The sequence below is a fragment of the Nocardiopsis camelliae genome (genome assembly GCF_028993595.1).
GTDB lineage: Bacteria > Actinomycetota > Actinomycetes > Streptosporangiales > Streptosporangiaceae > Nocardiopsis > Nocardiopsis dassonvillei.
The window spans coordinates 3,106,469-3,122,132 of record NZ_CP118614.1 but is presented as its reverse complement, the minus strand read 5'-3'; the positions used below and the strand labels follow the sequence as shown (position 1 = coordinate 3,122,132).

The 15,664-nt window shown below is 69.9% G+C and carries 19 protein-coding genes; 8 read left to right on the top strand and 11 right to left on the bottom strand.

The window, feature by feature from the left end; all coding sequences use genetic code 11:
* Nucleotides 1-371: 371 nt before the first annotated feature.
* Nucleotides 372-1,067, bottom strand: coding sequence for a type III secretion system chaperone family protein (locus PV789_RS13650; RefSeq protein ID WP_274977784.1), 696 nt, complete (start codon nucleotides 1,065-1,067; stop codon nucleotides 372-374).
* A gap of 296 nt (nucleotides 1,068-1,363) precedes the next feature.
* A complete protein-coding gene (locus PV789_RS13645; RefSeq protein ID WP_274977783.1) occupies nucleotides 1,364-1,609 on the bottom strand; it encodes a cold-shock protein in 246 nt (81 codons plus the stop codon).
* Between the two features lie 151 nt (nucleotides 1,610-1,760).
* Here PV789_RS13645 and PV789_RS13640 point away from each other — a divergent pair, with 151 nt between their 5' ends.
* Both PV789_RS13640 and PV789_RS13635 read left to right on the top strand, forming a co-directional pair.
* On the top strand, nucleotides 1,761-1,934 hold the full coding sequence (locus PV789_RS13640; RefSeq protein WP_368045827.1) for a hypothetical protein: 174 nt from the start codon (nucleotides 1,761-1,763) through the stop codon (nucleotides 1,932-1,934).
* Nucleotides 1,935-2,456: 522 nt separating this feature from the next.
* Complete coding sequence (locus PV789_RS13635; RefSeq protein WP_274977782.1) at nucleotides 2,457-3,152, top strand: tectonin domain-containing protein; 696 nt, start codon at nucleotides 2,457-2,459, stop codon at nucleotides 3,150-3,152.
* Between the two features lie 206 nt (nucleotides 3,153-3,358).
* Here PV789_RS13635 and PV789_RS13630 read toward each other — a convergent pair whose 3' ends face one another.
* Together PV789_RS13630 and PV789_RS13625 are read right to left on the bottom strand one after the other, a co-directional pair.
* Nucleotides 3,359-3,820 carry a DUF3592 domain-containing protein gene (locus PV789_RS13630; RefSeq protein WP_274977781.1) on the bottom strand — a complete coding sequence of 154 codons (462 nt, stop codon included), beginning with the start codon at nucleotides 3,818-3,820 and terminating at the stop codon, nucleotides 3,359-3,361.
* A 133-nt stretch (nucleotides 3,821-3,953) separates the two neighbouring features.
* Nucleotides 3,954-4,484 (bottom strand): hypothetical protein, encoded by a 531-nt coding sequence (locus PV789_RS13625; RefSeq protein WP_274977780.1) that lies wholly within the window; start codon nucleotides 4,482-4,484, stop codon nucleotides 3,954-3,956.
* 106 nt (nucleotides 4,485-4,590) lie between these two features.
* Here PV789_RS13625 and PV789_RS13620 point away from each other — a divergent pair, with 106 nt between their 5' ends.
* Together PV789_RS13620 and PV789_RS13615 are read left to right on the top strand one after the other, a co-directional pair.
* On the top strand, nucleotides 4,591-5,322 hold the full coding sequence (locus tag PV789_RS13620) for a hypothetical protein (RefSeq protein ID WP_212640090.1): 732 nt from the start codon (nucleotides 4,591-4,593) through the stop codon (nucleotides 5,320-5,322).
* A complete protein-coding gene (locus PV789_RS13615) occupies nucleotides 5,319-5,738 on the top strand; it encodes a hypothetical protein (RefSeq protein ID WP_274977779.1) in 420 nt (139 codons plus the stop codon). Before PV789_RS13620 ends, PV789_RS13615 begins: the two co-directional genes overlap by 4 nt.
* A 146-nt stretch (nucleotides 5,739-5,884) precedes the next feature.
* On the opposite strand, the gene PV789_RS13610 is transcribed toward PV789_RS13615, so the two are convergent.
* Nucleotides 5,885-6,055, bottom strand: coding sequence for a DUF397 domain-containing protein (locus PV789_RS13610; RefSeq protein ID WP_274977778.1), 171 nt, complete (start codon nucleotides 6,053-6,055; stop codon nucleotides 5,885-5,887).
* A complete protein-coding gene (locus PV789_RS13605; RefSeq protein WP_274977777.1) occupies nucleotides 6,052-6,858 on the bottom strand; it encodes a helix-turn-helix domain-containing protein in 807 nt (268 codons plus the stop codon). The genes PV789_RS13610 and PV789_RS13605 overlap by 4 nt, the downstream gene beginning before the upstream one ends.
* Nucleotides 6,859-7,228: 370 nt before the next feature.
* Here PV789_RS13605 and PV789_RS13600 point away from each other — a divergent pair, with 370 nt between their 5' ends.
* From PV789_RS13600 to PV789_RS13585, 4 genes are all read left to right on the top strand, one after another.
* Nucleotides 7,229-7,678 (top strand): ATP-binding protein, encoded by a 450-nt coding sequence (locus PV789_RS13600; RefSeq protein WP_274977776.1) that lies wholly within the window; start codon nucleotides 7,229-7,231, stop codon nucleotides 7,676-7,678.
* Nucleotides 7,679-7,856: 178 nt separating this feature from the next.
* The gene (locus tag PV789_RS13595; protein WP_274977775.1) at nucleotides 7,857-8,072 is read left to right on the top strand and encodes a helix-turn-helix domain-containing protein; all 216 of its coding nucleotides are present in this window, start codon (nucleotides 7,857-7,859) and stop codon (nucleotides 8,070-8,072) included.
* 441 nt (nucleotides 8,073-8,513) lie between these two features.
* Nucleotides 8,514-8,831 (top strand): ribosome small subunit-dependent GTPase A, encoded by a 318-nt coding sequence (locus tag PV789_RS13590; protein WP_274977774.1) that lies wholly within the window; start codon nucleotides 8,514-8,516, stop codon nucleotides 8,829-8,831.
* Between the two features lie 17 nt (nucleotides 8,832-8,848).
* Nucleotides 8,849-9,595 carry an SAM-dependent methyltransferase gene (locus PV789_RS13585; RefSeq protein ID WP_274977773.1) on the top strand — a complete coding sequence of 249 codons (747 nt, stop codon included), beginning with the start codon at nucleotides 8,849-8,851 and terminating at the stop codon, nucleotides 9,593-9,595.
* 276 nt (nucleotides 9,596-9,871) lie between these two features.
* Here the strand turns inward: PV789_RS13585 and PV789_RS13580 are convergent, their stop codons facing one another.
* From PV789_RS13580 to PV789_RS13560, 5 genes are all read right to left on the bottom strand, one after another.
* Nucleotides 9,872-10,147 carry a hypothetical protein gene (locus PV789_RS13580; RefSeq protein WP_274977772.1) on the bottom strand — a complete coding sequence of 92 codons (276 nt, stop codon included), beginning with the start codon at nucleotides 10,145-10,147 and terminating at the stop codon, nucleotides 9,872-9,874.
* Nucleotides 10,148-10,254: 107 nt separating this feature from the next.
* The gene (gene fahA / locus PV789_RS13575) at nucleotides 10,255-11,472 is read right to left on the bottom strand and encodes a fumarylacetoacetase (protein ID WP_274977771.1); all 1,218 of its coding nucleotides are present in this window, start codon (nucleotides 11,470-11,472) and stop codon (nucleotides 10,255-10,257) included.
* Nucleotides 11,473-11,665: 193 nt separating this feature from the next.
* On the bottom strand, nucleotides 11,666-12,514 hold the full coding sequence (locus PV789_RS13570) for a hypothetical protein (protein WP_274977770.1): 849 nt from the start codon (nucleotides 12,512-12,514) through the stop codon (nucleotides 11,666-11,668).
* On the bottom strand, nucleotides 12,511-13,719 hold the full coding sequence (locus PV789_RS13565) for a homogentisate 1,2-dioxygenase (protein WP_274977769.1): 1,209 nt from the start codon (nucleotides 13,717-13,719) through the stop codon (nucleotides 12,511-12,513). The genes PV789_RS13570 and PV789_RS13565 overlap by 4 nt, the downstream gene beginning before the upstream one ends.
* A 36-nt stretch (nucleotides 13,720-13,755) precedes the next feature.
* Nucleotides 13,756-15,645 carry an FAD-dependent monooxygenase gene (locus PV789_RS13560; protein WP_274977768.1) on the bottom strand — a complete coding sequence of 630 codons (1,890 nt, stop codon included), beginning with the start codon at nucleotides 15,643-15,645 and terminating at the stop codon, nucleotides 13,756-13,758.
* Nucleotides 15,646-15,664: the final 19 nt, after the last annotated feature.

Sequence of the window (15,664 nt, the reverse complement as noted above, 5' to 3'; positions counted from 1 at the left end):
CGCGGGCCGAAAAACCGGGCCGAATCACGGCGTTCGGTGGTGGCACGGGGACTGAGGGCGGTAGACTCCACGACGAGTCGCCTTCCTGGTGCTTTCAGGTAGGTGGCGCGGCCGGACGCTTGTTTGCTCAGGCGTCGGCCAAATCCCGGCTCGGTGTTGGTAGCACCGACCGGGATTTTCCTTTTCGGGGAACACGCTAGCGCAGCGAACACGAGTTCGCGTAATTTTCCCTCAAGTCCGCACATGCCAGAAGCCTGAACTGCCTGCCTTGCGCGGTAATTCACATAGTGCGGTTTTGCTCTGCTTTCTCCGATTAGCCGGGAAAAGCACCAGTGCGGGGCAGCGCGCCCGTGCGCATTCCGCAGGACGGTTCAGGTGGATGAGGTGTGCCAGGCGTTCTCAGGAACGCGTTCCAGCAGTTCCGTCAGCTGATCCGCCCCGCGCAGCGCGTTCACCGTGGTCCTGTTGGTGTTCTCCCACATGATCAGGCGGGAACCCGTGCACCGGAACGGCAGGCGGGCCAGCGGGGGCCGTTCACGGAGCCACCGGCGGACCTCGGGGGTCAGGATCGCGCGGGCCGCCTCCGGGTCGCTGGCCAGCGTCCGGAAGTCGGCGTCGAACACGTCGTCGCCCGTGCTCACCTCGGTGGTGTCCTCCAGGTCGAAGGCGGGCAGGGACGGTCGCCGCTCGTGACAGGCCAGCACGGCGTCGGAGTGCAACTGGACCTCGGTGACCGCGACGGTGCGCTCCCGCCATCCGAACGCGCCCTGCCCGGGCTGGCTGGTGATGTGGGTGCGGTCGTAGAGCAGGAACTCCCGGCCACGGTGCCGCCCGCTGAGAACGTTCTCAGCCCTGCGCTCCGCGTCCCCGCGCACGAACGGATACCCCTCCAAGCGGTCCGCCAGGTACGGGGCCGACTCCTCGAACCGCCACCCGTGCTGTCGAGCCCAAGAACTCATCGACGCGGCACGTGATCGACGCTCAGTGGACGCGTTCCACACGAACAGGCCCATGAGGGTGACGACCACGGCGATGAACAATGCGGCCAGGATGGACGGGACGTCCATGGGGGCACCTCCGTCCCTGCTTTCTGCCCCCGAAGATCCCTTCCATGCGGACTCTCCGGCTCGGTGGAGACCGCGTGGCGCGCCTGTCCTTTACGGGGATCGATAAACCCGAGGTCTCGCCTACGGGGAGGTTCCTGGAATCGGCCGGGTGGGTCCGGCCCCCGGGAAACTGGCCTGGGCTCGAACGGCTATGAAACCCGCCTCCGCGTCGCTTGCCTCGCTGCGCACAACGAAGCCCCCGCGCCCGGACGACCGGGCGCGGGGGCTTCGCGCGCTTCAGTTCGGGTGGGCCTTGCCTACCCTTCCACCTGGACCTTGTCCGCCTGCATCCCCTTCTGGCCCTGGACAGCTTCGAAGCTGACCCGCTGGCCTTCCTGCAACGACTTGAAGCCGGTGCCCTCGATCGCCCTGAAATGAACGAAAAGGTCGGGCCCGGACTCCGGTGTGATGAAGCCGTACCCCTTCTCGTCGTTGAACCACTTCACCGTGCCGGTCTGGCGCTCAGCCACGTGTCTTCCCCATCGGTAGTAGGCGGTTGTCATCATCGAACCACAAAAATCATGGCATGGGATCGCCTCGGAAAGACGCAGAAACGGCCGGAAACACCCGACTCCGCGAACCCCGCCCCGGACACCCAGCGGCTTCGCGATTCGGAGCGCGCCATGGACTCGCGGGTCGTACGGGGTGCAGGGCATGTACGGAGGCGGGTTCAACGGCCGCCGGGTGTGGGTGTACCGGTGGGCCTACGAACCCGAGGTGTGGGAGGAGATCCTGGTTGGTCACGGGTTCCGTGAGGTGCGCGTGCGGGAGGAGTCGGCCCCGGAGGCCGACCATGTGGGAACCCTGATCGGAACCGCTTCCCGCTGAGTCCCCGAGCCGCCACCGGGACAGCCCGCGCGGGCAACGACCTCGGCCGACCCACGACTGGCCTCCGACTCCTGGCCCCCGGCCACTCCACACCTCCGAACATCACCTCGGCACACGGAAATACATTTCGGAAATCTTATCTTTTTCCACCCATAGTGCATTTGCCATCTCAATATCACGAATCTTTTCGCGCGTGAATAATGTTTTGGACATTGGCCGAAACGGGCCCAAGATGGTTGCTTGCTCCCACCCTCGGGCATCTTCACGGAAGCGGCGCACGAGGTCGGGAGAGTCGGAAATTCCGCGGTTCCACCGATAAGCAGCGGAACACCGTCGTGCCCACCCCGTTCAGCGGACCCTTTTCCAGAAGAGGAAAGGGGGATCAGCGGCCGGTGTCCGGACCGCCGAAACCCTCCGTGTTCAGCGTCGCACCACAGGTGCACCGGTCGCCCCCGGGCCAGCCGTGCCACAGGTGTTCCTGACGGTTCAGCGCAATACCCCCGATGAACGGAGACGATTGACATGGCGCACTGGAAGCAGATCTCCGGAGCACTGACCAGGATCTCAGCGGGCTCCCGCACCAACGTGTGGGGCGTCAACGCCAGCGGATCGATCTACCGCTACACCAACGACGACGCCAACCCCTGGGTCAACATCCCCGGAGGACTGGTCGACATCAGCGCAGCCGCCGACGGAACCGTCTGGGGCGTCAACGCCAACAACAACATCTACCGCTACACCGGCGACCAGGGCTCCTCCCACTGGAAGCAGATCTCCGGAGCACTGACCAGGATCTCAGCGGGCTCCCGCACCAACGTGTGGGGCGTCAACGCCAGCGGGTCCATCTACCGCTACACCAACGACGACGCCAACCCCTGGGTCAACATCCCCGGAGGACTGGTCGACATCAGCGCAGCCGCCGACGGAACCGTCTGGGGCGTCAACGCCAACAACAACATCTACCGCTACACCGGCGACCAGGGCTCCTCCCACTGGAAGCAGCTCTCCGGGGCTCTCACGGGGATCTCGACGGGATCGCGCACCAACGTGTGGGGGGTCAACAGCAGTGACGCGATCTACCGTTTCACCAACGACGACGCCAACCCCTGGGTCAACATCCCCGGAGGGCTGACCGAGATCAGCGCGGCCGCCGACGGAACCGTCTGGGGCGTCAACGCCAACAACAACATCTACCGCTACACCGGCGACCAGCCCTGATTCGGGTCCGTGTGAGGTGAGACCGGCCCCGCCCACCACGCCCGGGCGGGGCCGGTTCGCGCCGTGCCGCTGCCGGAGCAGCCTGATGGGCCCACACATGTCTGCTGCCGGGGAGGGTGCGAACTGAATCGGCTCCGGTAGCCCAAGGCCGAGGCCCCGCACCCGACGGCGTGGAACCCTCCGGCACGAAACCAACAGATCCCTGCTCAACCCCCGCCCCGTCCCGGAACGGGGGTCCACTCATAGGGGTTGCGCCAGACGACGACGCCGAGGGCCGCCAGACCGACCGAGACGATCCAGCCGAGGAACAGGGCGATGAGCAGCCGTGGCCGCTTGTGCGCGGGATCCGCCGCGAGGATCAGGGACGCCGGTTCCCCAGGGAAGCTGGGGTCGTAGGCGACGGTCAGCACGTCCCCCTCGGACGGTTCCTCGGGCAGTCTCCCGGCCACTTCGGCGGTGTGGGCCACACCTTGGACCGTGTAGACGACCTCTGGCACCAAGGTGTCCTGCGCCCCCATCCCCGCCTGGCCGGATCCGGGTATCACCCGCACATGGGTGACCTCCGCCCGGGCCCGTTCCGAGTAGTCGGGGTACTGCTCCATGTCGGGTCGGGTGAACCGTACCCCCAGGGTCGCGACCAGGACGAACACCACCAGCACCGGTGTCACGGAGAGGACGCGGTCACGCAGACGCGGTCTCCGGGGTGAGGGGGCCGGCGATTGGAGGGGGCCGCTGTCAGCCATACGGCACCATGTGCCCTGAGGCGGTGGTACGGAAACCACGTCTGGCTCGGGTCTGACGTCAGGGGCCGAGCCACTCGGTCGGGTAGGACGGAGCGGGCCTCCGCTGTTCCAGGGTCGCGCTCAGCCACCAGGGCGCGGAGCACAGGAGCCCCGCCAGGACCGCCCACGCGGGGCTCCAGGGCACGAACACTCCGAGGATGAGGACGACGGGGAAGACCAGTCCGAACAGCCAGCGGGGCCACACGTGTCGGCGCTGGCCCAGGAACGGGGCGACCGTCGCTGCCGTCCTGCGCTTCCACATCGGCCCCAGAATCACCGGGGTGAACACGAAGGGTAGGACGGACAGGGGAAAATCCCCGCCCTGCTGCCATACCAGGCCCAGCAGGGTCACCGACACGGCGGCGATCCCCGCGGTGAACAGCCCGGTGCCCAGGCAGAAGAGGACGTAGGACCTGCGCAGCCGCAGCACCAGTTCCCAGTGTTCCCGCCACGCCTGCTCTCCGAGGGGCGTGCCGATCAGGGTCTCCATGCGAAACCAGGTCGCCACGGCCTGGTTGAGGAGGGGGAGTTGCTGTGAGGGGGTGGACACACCGTCTCCATTCCGCGTACTCATGGCCCGGGAACACCCTATGACGAGTGATCCTCGTCACCCGGTAGCATGGGCACTTTGTGCCCGACGACCCCCTGGGGACAGGATGTCAGACCCCGCTCGTGTTCGCGCCGAAATCCTTGACGAGATCCTCCTGCCCAACGTCTCCCGCGGGGGCCTCGACGGGGTGGTGGAGAGGGCCCGTGCCCTGGAACGGGCCCGGGAGGCAGACCCCTGGCCGCACTACGTCCTGGGGTTGGCCCTGGGTATGCGCTACCTGGACGGCGAGGACCCGGCCGACGCGGAGGGCAGCTGCCACCATCTGGAGGAGGCGATCCGTCTGGGCGGGAGCGGGGACCCCGACGCCGCGACGTTCCGTCAGCAACTCGCCGGGACCCTGGGTGCCCGGTGGGCAACCGCGTTCGCGCGGGATCCGAACACCGATCCCACGGAGTTGGCCGGGGCCCTGCGCCTGGCCCGCGAGGCCCTGGGGATGACCGACGCCAACAGTCCGCATCTGCCGGTTCGGCTGGTGCAGGTGGCGGAGTTCCTCGGCCAAGGCGCTGAGGGCCCGGACGGGATCACCGAGGCCTTGGCCCTGACCGAGCGCGCGCTGGCGGTGGCCCACCCCGACGACCCGCGCAGGTCGAAGTTCGAGCACACCCGCGCCCAGCTGCAGTTGCGTCTGGCCGCTAGTGCGGAGAGCGCGTCCGCCGCAGCAGAGGCCGAGATCTCGGCTACGCGAGCGGGCCACCAGGCACATCCCTACGATCCGTCACAGATGGGGATCCTCGGTACGTTCCGCAGCGCTCGCGTGCTCGGTAACGGTCTGAGATGACGAGGGGCACCAGAGCCGAGCGCACGTCCACCCTCCCTTTCGACACCGACGCGGAGAAGGAGCTCCTGAGGGGCGACGCGCTGACGCACACCGACATCCACGGCCACAACTTCCTCATCGGCGCGGAGGGTGCCTGGTTGGTGAACTGGGAGTGGCCTACCCGCGCCAACCCGGCGGCCATGCCAACGTGCCTCGCGGTGCAGTTGGTGTCTTCTGGACACTCTCCGGAGTCCGCGGAGTCGTGGGTGTCCAAGATGGTCGCGTGGGAGAGGTCCAGCGCGGAGAGTCTGAGGATCGTCGCCCGGGCGAACGCACCGCTGAACCGATGGTTCGCTGAACTGCGCGCGGACGAGAAGTGGTTGGGTGCGATGGCTGAGGCGTGGGCCGAGCACCGGGCCGGGTCCAGTCCGGCGTAACGGTGAGGAGGGCTCCGGCTGTGGGCTGACGTCCCGGCCGGGCCTTTCGGCCTATGGGCAGCATGGCGTCGTCGGAGTAGCCTCTGCTGCGTGTCAACATGAGACCGGCCCCGCCCGCCTGGGCGGGGCCGGTTCGCGCTGTGCCGCTACTGGACGCGCACCGCTGCGAGCAGAGCGGTCCACTCGGGCGCCGGGGCCGACAGATGACCCAGCTGCCGGTTCTGGGTGTCGCGAATGCCGGTGACCAGACCCTCCGCGACCTCCACACAGTTGCCACCAGTGCCGTCGCTGTAGCTGGACTTGTGCCAGTCGTTCATGCTTTCAGCTGCTCCTTCGCACTACGAATCATCTCAAGGGTGGCACGGGTCGTGAGCGCCTCAGCTTGCATCGCACTGAAGAGCATCGACATCTCGGTGACCTGCTCAGCCTTATCCACAATCTCACCCCCGCGAGCGTTCTCCAGGTAGAGCGCAGACCTCTGATCACTCAAGGTCACGATACGGAAGGGGGCACACAACCCTGGGTGGTTGTCGAGGGGGAGAGCCTGAAGTCGGATCGTACCGGCCTCGATAAGGTCGGTGATCCTCTGGAGTTGGTCTACCAGGATGCGCTCAGACCCTATCGGCCTTAGAAGCACCACTTCGTCCAGCACACACCACAGGACGGTCCCACGTTCCTGCAACTCTCCCATCCGAGACATGCGTGCCACCACGAGTTCCTCAACCTCATCGGACGTGGCTTGTGGGCGTCGAGCGCGGATGAGCGTTCGGGCGTAGTCCGGGGTTTGCAGCAAGCCCGGCACGAGAATCGACTGGTATTCGCGGATATGCCTAGATTTCCGCTCCATAGCTAAGGCGCTTCGGAATCCATCCGGTACGCGCCCTTCGCGCATTGTGTCTTTCCAGAAGGACAGGAGTTCGCCGCCGGTTGCATAGAGGGCTTCCAGCTTGTCCACATGGTCCCGCTTTGGGACCCTTGTGGCCCTTTCAAGATGGCCAACCTGAGCACCCGTCACTCCGAGACGCTTTCCCACCTCAGCGAGGGAAAGACCATGTTCACTGCGGAGCCTGCGCATCTCCTTGCCGAAGGGCACCCACTTCTTTTTCACGTTGAGGGGCATGAAACCAAGCTACAACAGAAAGCAACCCGATGCTACCTCAAAGTGCGTTCCAGTGACAGTTTCCAGGTTTCTATAGATCCCTGAACTGCGCATGTGCATAGTCGTGTTCGGGAAGCACGAACCAGTCGCGAACATCGCTGGCCGTTCTTCCCTTGGCGCCTTGCACACCTGCCGCCCTCTCCTCAGCCAAAGGACGATGGCTCGCCTCCCGTCCTGGAAGGGACGGAAGCAAGGCACCAATCCATCGTTCGTAAGTAACCGGGCAGGCTGGTCCGGCACCTGGGCACAAAAAAGCCTCGGAGACCGAAGTAGAGAGCGGTCGCCGAGGCCATATGCCCCACCTGTCCCGCAAAGACACGAGGTGAGACCAATGAAGTCTACCGCTCCGCCCCTCCCGCTTCCACGCCGACTGTGCGGAACCGCCACCAACTCAGGCATTCTGCTCGGCCCCGAACTCGGCCACGTCAAGATCGCCCGCCGCTGGGCCGTCCAAGCCACCCGCTCCCGCCCCAGCCTGGCCGAACCCGTCGGCATCGCCGTGTCCGAGATGACCACCAACGCGCTGCGTCACTCGGCGTCCGGGCTCCCCGGCGGCAGCATCCGCGTGGAGATCGAACGCACCCCACGCCACCTCGAACTCCGCGTCACCGATAACGGCCCCCGCCCCGGAGAACAACCCAGTTTCCCGGCCGTGCCTGCAGCCGAACCCCTGCGCCCCAGCGGCAACGGACTGCGCCTGGTCGAGGCCCTGTGCTCCTACTGGGACTGGAAGCAGCACTCTTGCGGCGCGATCACCGTCCGCGCCGTCTTCCCCTGGTGACCCACGTATCCCTGTGAGCGCTCAGCGCTCCATGCTCCGCACCACCCACCTGTCCCCCGGGCCGGTGCGGACGGGCCGGTGGCCTGAGCACCAGCCCGAAGCCCCGCCTCCCCCTTCCCCGGGGAGGCGGGGCCACCCGCTCGACCACTCACACAACACCGGACACGGAAAGCCCCTCATGCCCGACTACAGCTACCTCCTCGACGGCCGCCCCGACGTCCTCACACCCAGCGAAGTCGCCGCCCTGTTCAACATCCGCCCCCGCAGCCTCCACCGAGGCCAATGGGACAACGTCCTCAAACCCTTCCGCACCCCCGGCGGAGCACGCCGCTACCCCAAAGAACACATCGCCACCCTCCTCAACCAACCGGACGAATCCACCCCCACCCCCTGAACCGGTCCGGCGGTGGGTGCGGCGGTACGGAAAGCCGTTGAACACGACGGGTTCGATCTCCGACGTACCGCCCGTTTTGCGTCGATTCCACTGCGGGTGTAGTGTTCGGCCAGCGAAACCGAGTTCGCCCGGAGATCCAAGGAGGTGAGTTGCATGGTCGCTGTGGAGACCACCGCTGTGCGCGGTGCCCGGACCATCCTCACTTCCCGGGCCTCGTCCTGACCTTCGCCTGCCGTCCTCCCCTGCGGGAGTAGTACCGGCACGCCTGCCGTCCGGCGGGGCCCCCTTCCAAGGGTCTCCACATTGTTTCGCCGATCCGCTTCATATTCACCCGCTCCCCCTCCTCCCGCACACGTCCTGACTCCGGCCGACTACGGCTGGGACGCGGCACGTGAGCGCTCCTTCACCCCGTCACGGGCTGACGGTCTGCTCCCGGGCCGCGTGGTGCGGGCCGAGCGCGGCCTGCACGCCGCCGACGAGGGCCTGGAGCAGACCTTCGCCGAGATCTCCGAACTGGCGCGGGACTGCCGCTTCGCGGACTGCGCCCACACCGGTGAGCCGGGATGCGCCGTGCTGTCCGCGGTCGAGGACGGCCGACTTCCCCGGCGGCGCCTGGACAGCCACCACCGGCTGCGACGCGAGAACGCCCACGCGGCCGCCCGCACCGACGCGCGGCTGCGCGCCGAGACGAAGCGGCAGGGCGAGCAGGGCGCACGCCTGCGCCGCGCCATCAAGCAGTCCCCGAACTTCAAGGCATGACGGAAAGGAATCTGGTCATGGACCTTCCCCGCATCTTCACCATCCGCGAGAGCGGTCACCGAATCCACAACCCGCTGACCGCGGACAAGTTCGCCGCCCTGGGCGAATCGCTCCGTCTCGACCCCGGGACACGGGTACTCGACCTGGCCAGCGGCTCGGGCGAGATGCTGTGCACCTGGGCGCGCGACCTGGGCTTCACGGGCACCGGGGTGGACATCAGCACGCTCTTCACCGAGCAGGCCCGGGCCCGCGCCGCCGAACTGGGCGTCGCGGACCGGGTCGAGTTCGTCCACGGTGACGCCGCCGGCCATGTCGCGGACGAGCCGGTCGATCTGGCCGCCTGTGTCGGCGCCACCTGGATCGGCGGCGGTGTCGCCGGGACGGTCGAGCTGCTCGAACGCAGTCTCCGCCCCGGGGGCATGATGCTGGTCGGCGAGCCGTACTGGCGGACCGCTCCTCCGGACGAGGAGACCGCCCGGGACTGCAACGCCACCGCCATCGCCGACTTCCTGGAGCTTCCGGACCTGATCGGGCGGTTCCAGGGTCTGGGGTACGACGTCGTGGAGATGACGCTGTCCGACCAGGACAGCTGGGACCGGTACGCCGCGGCGCAGTGGCTCAGTATGCGCCGCTGGCTCGACCGGAACCCGGACGACGAACTGGCCGCCGAGGTGCGGGAGGAGCTCTCCACCGAGCCCGTCCGCTACGCGCGCGGCACACGTGAGTACCTCGGCTGGGGGGTCTTCGCCCTCATGAGGCGCTGACGCTCCCCGTGCTGTGCGGGGTCCAGACGTCACACCGTCTGGGCCCCGGCGTGGTGGGTTCCGGCGTGGTGGGTTCCGGCGTGGTGGGCCCGGATTGATCGCAGGCGCACGGCAACCGTCGGGAACCGCACCGTCCGCGCTCGTCAACGTCATGGGTGGACCAAGGGGGAAGTGGTGCCGGACCGGTTGAACGAGGCCCTGGAGCACGTCGAGGAGGACGGCAGGTGTTCGCGTTCCTGGGCAGAGGCCGTGTCCAGGACACCACAGCCCCTCGGGTCAGCGGGTCTCCTCCCCGCGCGCGTTGGCGGTGGTGTCCGTGCCGATGACTCGAACCCGCCCGTCGGCCGTGTACTCCCACTCGTCCGGCTCGTCGGCTAGGTTCTCGCCGGACTCGGCAATGCGGATCATGTCCTCATAGGCCCTGCGCCGGTCTTCCTCTCTGGCCAGAGCTCGTAGGCCACGGCGGATCAGTTCACTGGTCGATTCCCCCGGCCTCTTCAGGCGTTCGATGAGTTGTCCGTCCTCCTCGTCGGGACGGGAACCGGTGCTCATGCGGTCACGGTACAACGAGTGCTGGGCAGGCCTTGGATATCTGACTGTCCGTGCGCAGAACGGCCCCGCGCGCCCTCGGGAAGGGTGCGCGGGGCCGTTCCGAGACCTCAGCGGGCGGGGAGGATCCTGCCGGTCACCTCACCGAAGTGCACGACAGCCCCGTCCGGGCCCGGGGCGGTGGCGGTGATGGTCACCTCGTCGCCGTCCTCCAGGAAGGTGCGTTCGGTGCCGTCGGGCAGGCTCAGCGGTTCCTTTCCGCTCCAGGTCAGCTCCAGGAAGCACCCCCGCTGCCCGCGCTCGGGGCCGCTGACCGTACCGGAGGCGTACACGTCCCCGGTGCGCAGGGACGCCCCGTTGACGGTCATGTGCGCGAGCTGCTGCGCCGCCGTCCAGTACATCTGCGAGAACGGCGGCGTGGAGACCAGGTGCCCGTTCAACCGCACCTCCAAGCGCAGGTCCAGGCCCCAGGGCCCGTCCTCGCCGCGAAGGTAGGACAGCGGCTCGGGGTCCTGGGCGGGCTGCTCCACGCGCGCGGACTCCAGCGCGGCCAGCGGCACGATCCACGGCGACACCGACGTGGCGAACGACTTGCCCAGGAACGGCCCCAGCGGCACGTACTCCCAGGCCTGGAGGTCGCGGGAGGACCAGTCGTTGAGCAGGAACACCCCGAAGACATGATCAGCGAAGTCGTCCACCGCGACGCGCTCGCCCATCTCGGTTCCGGTCCCGACGACGAAGCCCACCTCGGCCTCGATGTCCAGGCGGACCGAGGGCCCGAAGACGGGAGCGGGCTCGGTCGGCGGCTTGCGCTGGCCGGTGGGGCGCACGATGTCGGTCCCCGAGACCACGATCGTGCCCGAACGCCCGTGGTAGCCGATGGGCAGGTGCTTCCAGTTGGGGGTGAGGGGCTCCTGGTCGGGGCGGAACATGCGGCCGACGTTGCTGGCGTGGTGCTCGGAGGCGTAGAAGTCCACGTAGTCGGCGACGGTGAAGGGCAAGTACATGCGCACGGACGCCCGGTCCACCAGGTGCGGGCGCACAGCCTCGGCGCGCGCGGGATCGGTGAACCAGTCGGTGAGCGCGGCGCGCACCTGGTCCCACACCGGCCGTCCGGCGGCCAGCAGGGCGTCCAGGCTGGGCCGGTCGACGGTGTCGGCGAAGGGCGCGTCCAGGGCGCGGGCCGCGGCCCCCAGGTCCAGGACGTGGTCACCGACGGCCACGCCCGTGCGGGGCGCGGGGTCGTCGGCGGTGCCGAACACGCCGTAGGGCAGGGTGGCCAGGCCGAACTGCGCGTCCGGGGCGAGGTCGAGCCAGCTGTCGGGCATGGCGTTCGCTTTCTTGGAGTGGACGGTTTCTCGAAGCGGGGGGCTCTTCACATGGACGGGTTCTCCGAGCGGCCGGGCCTCGGGGCGTGCAGGTTCCCGGAGCGGGCGGCCCCTCGGAGCGGGTGCCTCCCGAAGCGGTCGGCCCCTCGGAGCGGACGGGTCCTGGGGCGGGCACGCCCCGGGACCGAAGGCTTCAGCGGGCGCGGGAGGCGGGCAGCGCCCCGAGCACGACCAGGTCCTCCAGGGGTTCGGTGACGCTGCACGTGCCGAAGGAGCGGAACCGACCGCGCACCGCCCGTGCCTCCTCGTCGGTGAGCTTGGCGGCCAGGGCCGCCAGGCGCGGGCCGTCGCGGTCGGCCAGCACGAGGGCGGCCTCCCGCTCGGAGGCCCCGTCGAGCAGGGCGGACGTGGCCAGCAGCACGTTGAGGAAACCGTGCTGTTCGAAGCCCTCTGCGGTGGTGTGGCGGACGGCGTGGTGGAGCCCGGCCGTGCACTTGAAGGGCACACCCAGTTCCACGGCCGCGTGCAGGAACTCGGCCAGCTCCTCCTCGTCGGGGTGGGCCTCGGGGGTGAGGCCCCCGGTGCGGAACTTGGCGCTGTGGCCGGTGCCCGCCAGCGACCGCAGTTCGGCGGGCACGTCCCCCTGGCGGGAGACCTCCACGAACCCCTCGGCCCCCTCGGGCAGGTGCTCGGTCAGCCGCGCGGCGACCTCGGCGGCCGTCCCGGGCGCGGCGGCGGCCTCCACCCCGGCCAGGCGCAGCGCCGGGTCCGTGCCCGCGGCCGCCACGGCGGGGCCGACGCCCTCGGCTCCGCCGGGGACGGTGACCACGACCGCGAGCGGGCCGTGGCCCGGCTCCTCACGCGCCAGGACGGCGCGCAGTTCGCCCACGCGCGCGTCGGAGACCAGGAACGGGCCGACGTACTCGGCGCGCTGCCCGGCCCGGTGGGCGCGGTGGGCGGGCAGCGCCCCGCCCATGGGGGCGTTGCCGGGCGGGAAGAGGGCGGCGTCGTCGAACAGGCCCCGGTACAGCTCGGCGCTCACCTCCGCTCCCTCCGTCCCCCGGCCCAGGTCCAGGCGTAGGTTCCGTCGTCGCTGGCCAGGCCGCCCTCGCCCAGGTCGAGCGGGCGGAAGGTGTCGACCATGACGGCGAGTTCGTCGAAGGCCTCGGCGCCGATGCTGCGCTCGTAGGCGCCGGGCTGGGGGCCGTGGGAGTGGCCGCCGGGGTGCAGGGAGATGGAGCCCTGGCCGATCCCCGATCCCTTGCGGGCCTCGTAGTCGCCGCCGCAGTAGAACATGACCTCGTCCGAGTCCACGTTGGAGTGGTAGTAGGGCACCGGGATGGCGCCGGGGTGGTAGTCCACCTTGCGCGGCACGAAGTTGCAGATGACGAAGTTGTGGCCCTCGAACACCTGGTGCACGGGCGGCGGCTGGTGCACGCGGCCGGTGATGGGCTGGAAGTCGGCGACGTTGAAGACGTAGGGGTACAGGCACCCGTCCCAGCCCACGACGTCGAAGGGGTGGGTGGGGTAGGTGTAGCGGGTGCCGGAGATGCCCCCGGGGCCGTCGCCGCGGTGCTTGATGAGCACGTCGACGTTCTCGCCCTCGGCCAGCAGCGGCTCGGAGGGGCCGCGCAGGTCGCGTTCACAGTAGGGGGCGTGCTCCAGGAACTGCCCGTAGCGGGACAGGTAGCGCTTGGGCGGGGCGATGTGGCTGTTGGCCTCCACCACGTAGGCGCGCAGGGGCTGGTCGCCGGTGGGCACCCAGCGGTGGGTGGTGGCGCGCGGCAGGACGACGTAGTCGCCCCGGCCGACCTCCAGCAGGCCGAAGACGGTCTCCACGCGGGCGGTGCCCGACTCCACGTACACGCACTCGTCGCCGATGCCGTTGCGGTACAGCTCCGAGGGCGCCCCGGCGACCACGTAGGAGATGCGCACGTCGTCGTTGCCCAGGACCAGGCGGCGCGACTCGACGACGTCGGCGGCCTTCCACTCCTGGTCGGAGAACAGCTCGTGCAGCTTGAGGTGGCGCGGCACCATCGGGGCGTTGCGGGTGCGGGACTGGTCGGGGACCTCCCACTCGGCGGCGTCGACGATGGCCGAGGGGATGGCGCGGTGGTAGAGCAGGGAGGAGTCGGCGGAGAAGCCCTCCTCCCCCATCAGCTCCTCGTAGTACAGCCCGCCCTCGGGGGTGCGGTGCTGGGTGTGGCGGGTGCGGGGCACCTCGCCGACCTGGCGGTAGTAGGCCATGGCGGTGTTGTCCCTTCCGTGTGGAGTGGGTCCGGGTCAGGCTGTCGGGGCGGGCTCGTCGCCGCGCGGGTCGGGGGCGGCGCCTGCGGGCCGGTCCGCGGCGGCGGAGGCCCCGGGGTCGGAGGTCCTGGCGGCGGGTCGGCCGCCCGCGCCGCCCGGTGCGGGCGCGGTGGCGGGCCGGTCGGTCGCGGTGGACGGGATGGGCTCGCCGCTCGCGCCGCCCGGCGCGTTCGCGTCGGACGCGCCGGACGTCGGGGCGGGCACCGTCGGGGCCGGGGCGAACCCCAGCGCGGTGCGCACGGCCGCGCGCACGGCGACGGGGTCGGCGCCCGCGACGACGGCGGCGACGTGGGCGTCGGGGCGCACCAGCCACACCTGTCCCGGTTCGGGGGCCAGCGCCCTGGTCAGCGCGCCGGTGGTGTCGATCCGGTCCAGGTACAGGGCGGTGACCGGCGCCGGGGTGGCCCCGCGCGCGGCGGCGCGCACGCCCTCCAGGAACGCGTCGGGGTCGGCTCCCTCGGGAGCGGCGCCCACCAGCAGGGTCAGGCCCTCGCGCAGCAGGGGGCGCAGGCGCGCGGGGGCGTCGGCGCCGGGCAGGTCGCCTGACAGGTCCACGGGCGCGTCGGGCAGAACCACCCCGGGGCAGGGGGCGGGGGCCCGGCCGCGCGGGGGCCTGCCGCCGAAGGGCCGTTCGGGGCAGGGGGTGGTCAGGGACGAGTCGGTGTACCAGAAGGGTTCGGCCAGGCGCCCGGAGTCGACCCGGGCGCGGGCCGCCTCCTCGGTGAGGGCCGCTTCGAGCACGGCCAGGCGGGTGCGGTGCTCCTCCTCGTCCCGGGGGACGAGGAAGCGCATGGTGGCGCTGGTGACGTCGGCGTTCTCCAGGGCGGCGGCGTGGCGCTCGGCGTGGTAGCTCTCCAGGAGTTCCCCGCCCGCCCATCCGGCCAGGACGTAGGCGAGCTTCCAGGCGGCGTTCTCGGCGTCCTGGACCCCGGAGTTGAGGCCGCGGGCGCCGAAGGGGGCGACCAGGTGGGCGTTGTCGCCGAGCAGCAGGACGCGGCCCGCGCGCATGCGTTCGGCCACGCGGGTGTGGAACCGGTAGACCGAGTGCCAGACGATCTCGTAGGGCCGCTCGCCGATGATCTGGCGGATGCGGGCCTCCAGTCGGCCGCTGGCCTCCTCGGCGTCGAGGTCGAAGTCGGAGGGCACCTGCCAGTCGATGCGGTACACCGAGCCGGGGCAGGGATGGATGAGCACCTGGCGCCCGGGGTTCCACTCGGGGTCGAAGTAGAAGCGGCGTTCGCGCTCCCATCCGGCCAGGTCGGCGCGGATGTCGCAGATGAGGAAGCGGTCGTCGAAGGTGGTGCCGTCGAAGGAAAGACCCAGGGCCTCGCGGACCACCCCGCCGTGGGCGCCCAGGCAGGACAGGGCGTGGGAGCCGCGCAGGCGGACGGGGCCGTCCGGCGTGCGGCACTCGACGGTGACGCCGCGCTCGTCCTGGGAGAGGCCGGTGACCCGGTGGTTCCACAGGGTGCGCACCCCGGCGGCGGCCAGGCGCTCGTCGAGGACCTGTTCGGTACGGGACTGGGAGATGTTGACGAACGGCGGCAGGGGCGAGGCGCCCGGGTCGGGGAGGCGGACGCTGAACAGCTCGCTGTCGCGGTAGAAGGTGCGGGCGGTGTCCCAGGTCAGCCCCTCCTCGGCGACCTGTCCGGCGCCGAGCCAGTCCCAGACGTCGAGCACGTCGCGCTGCTGGCAGATGGCCTTGGAGCCGACGGCGTCGCGTTCGGGCCGTGCGTCCACGAGCAGTACGGGGACGCCCCGCCGGGCCAGCAGCAGGGCCGCGGTCTGGCCGACCGGGCCCGCGCCGAGCACCAGGACGGGTTCGGCGGCGATGTCCGCGGGAGTGCGTGGAGCGGGGGGTCGCATCTGGTGGCTCCGTTCGGCG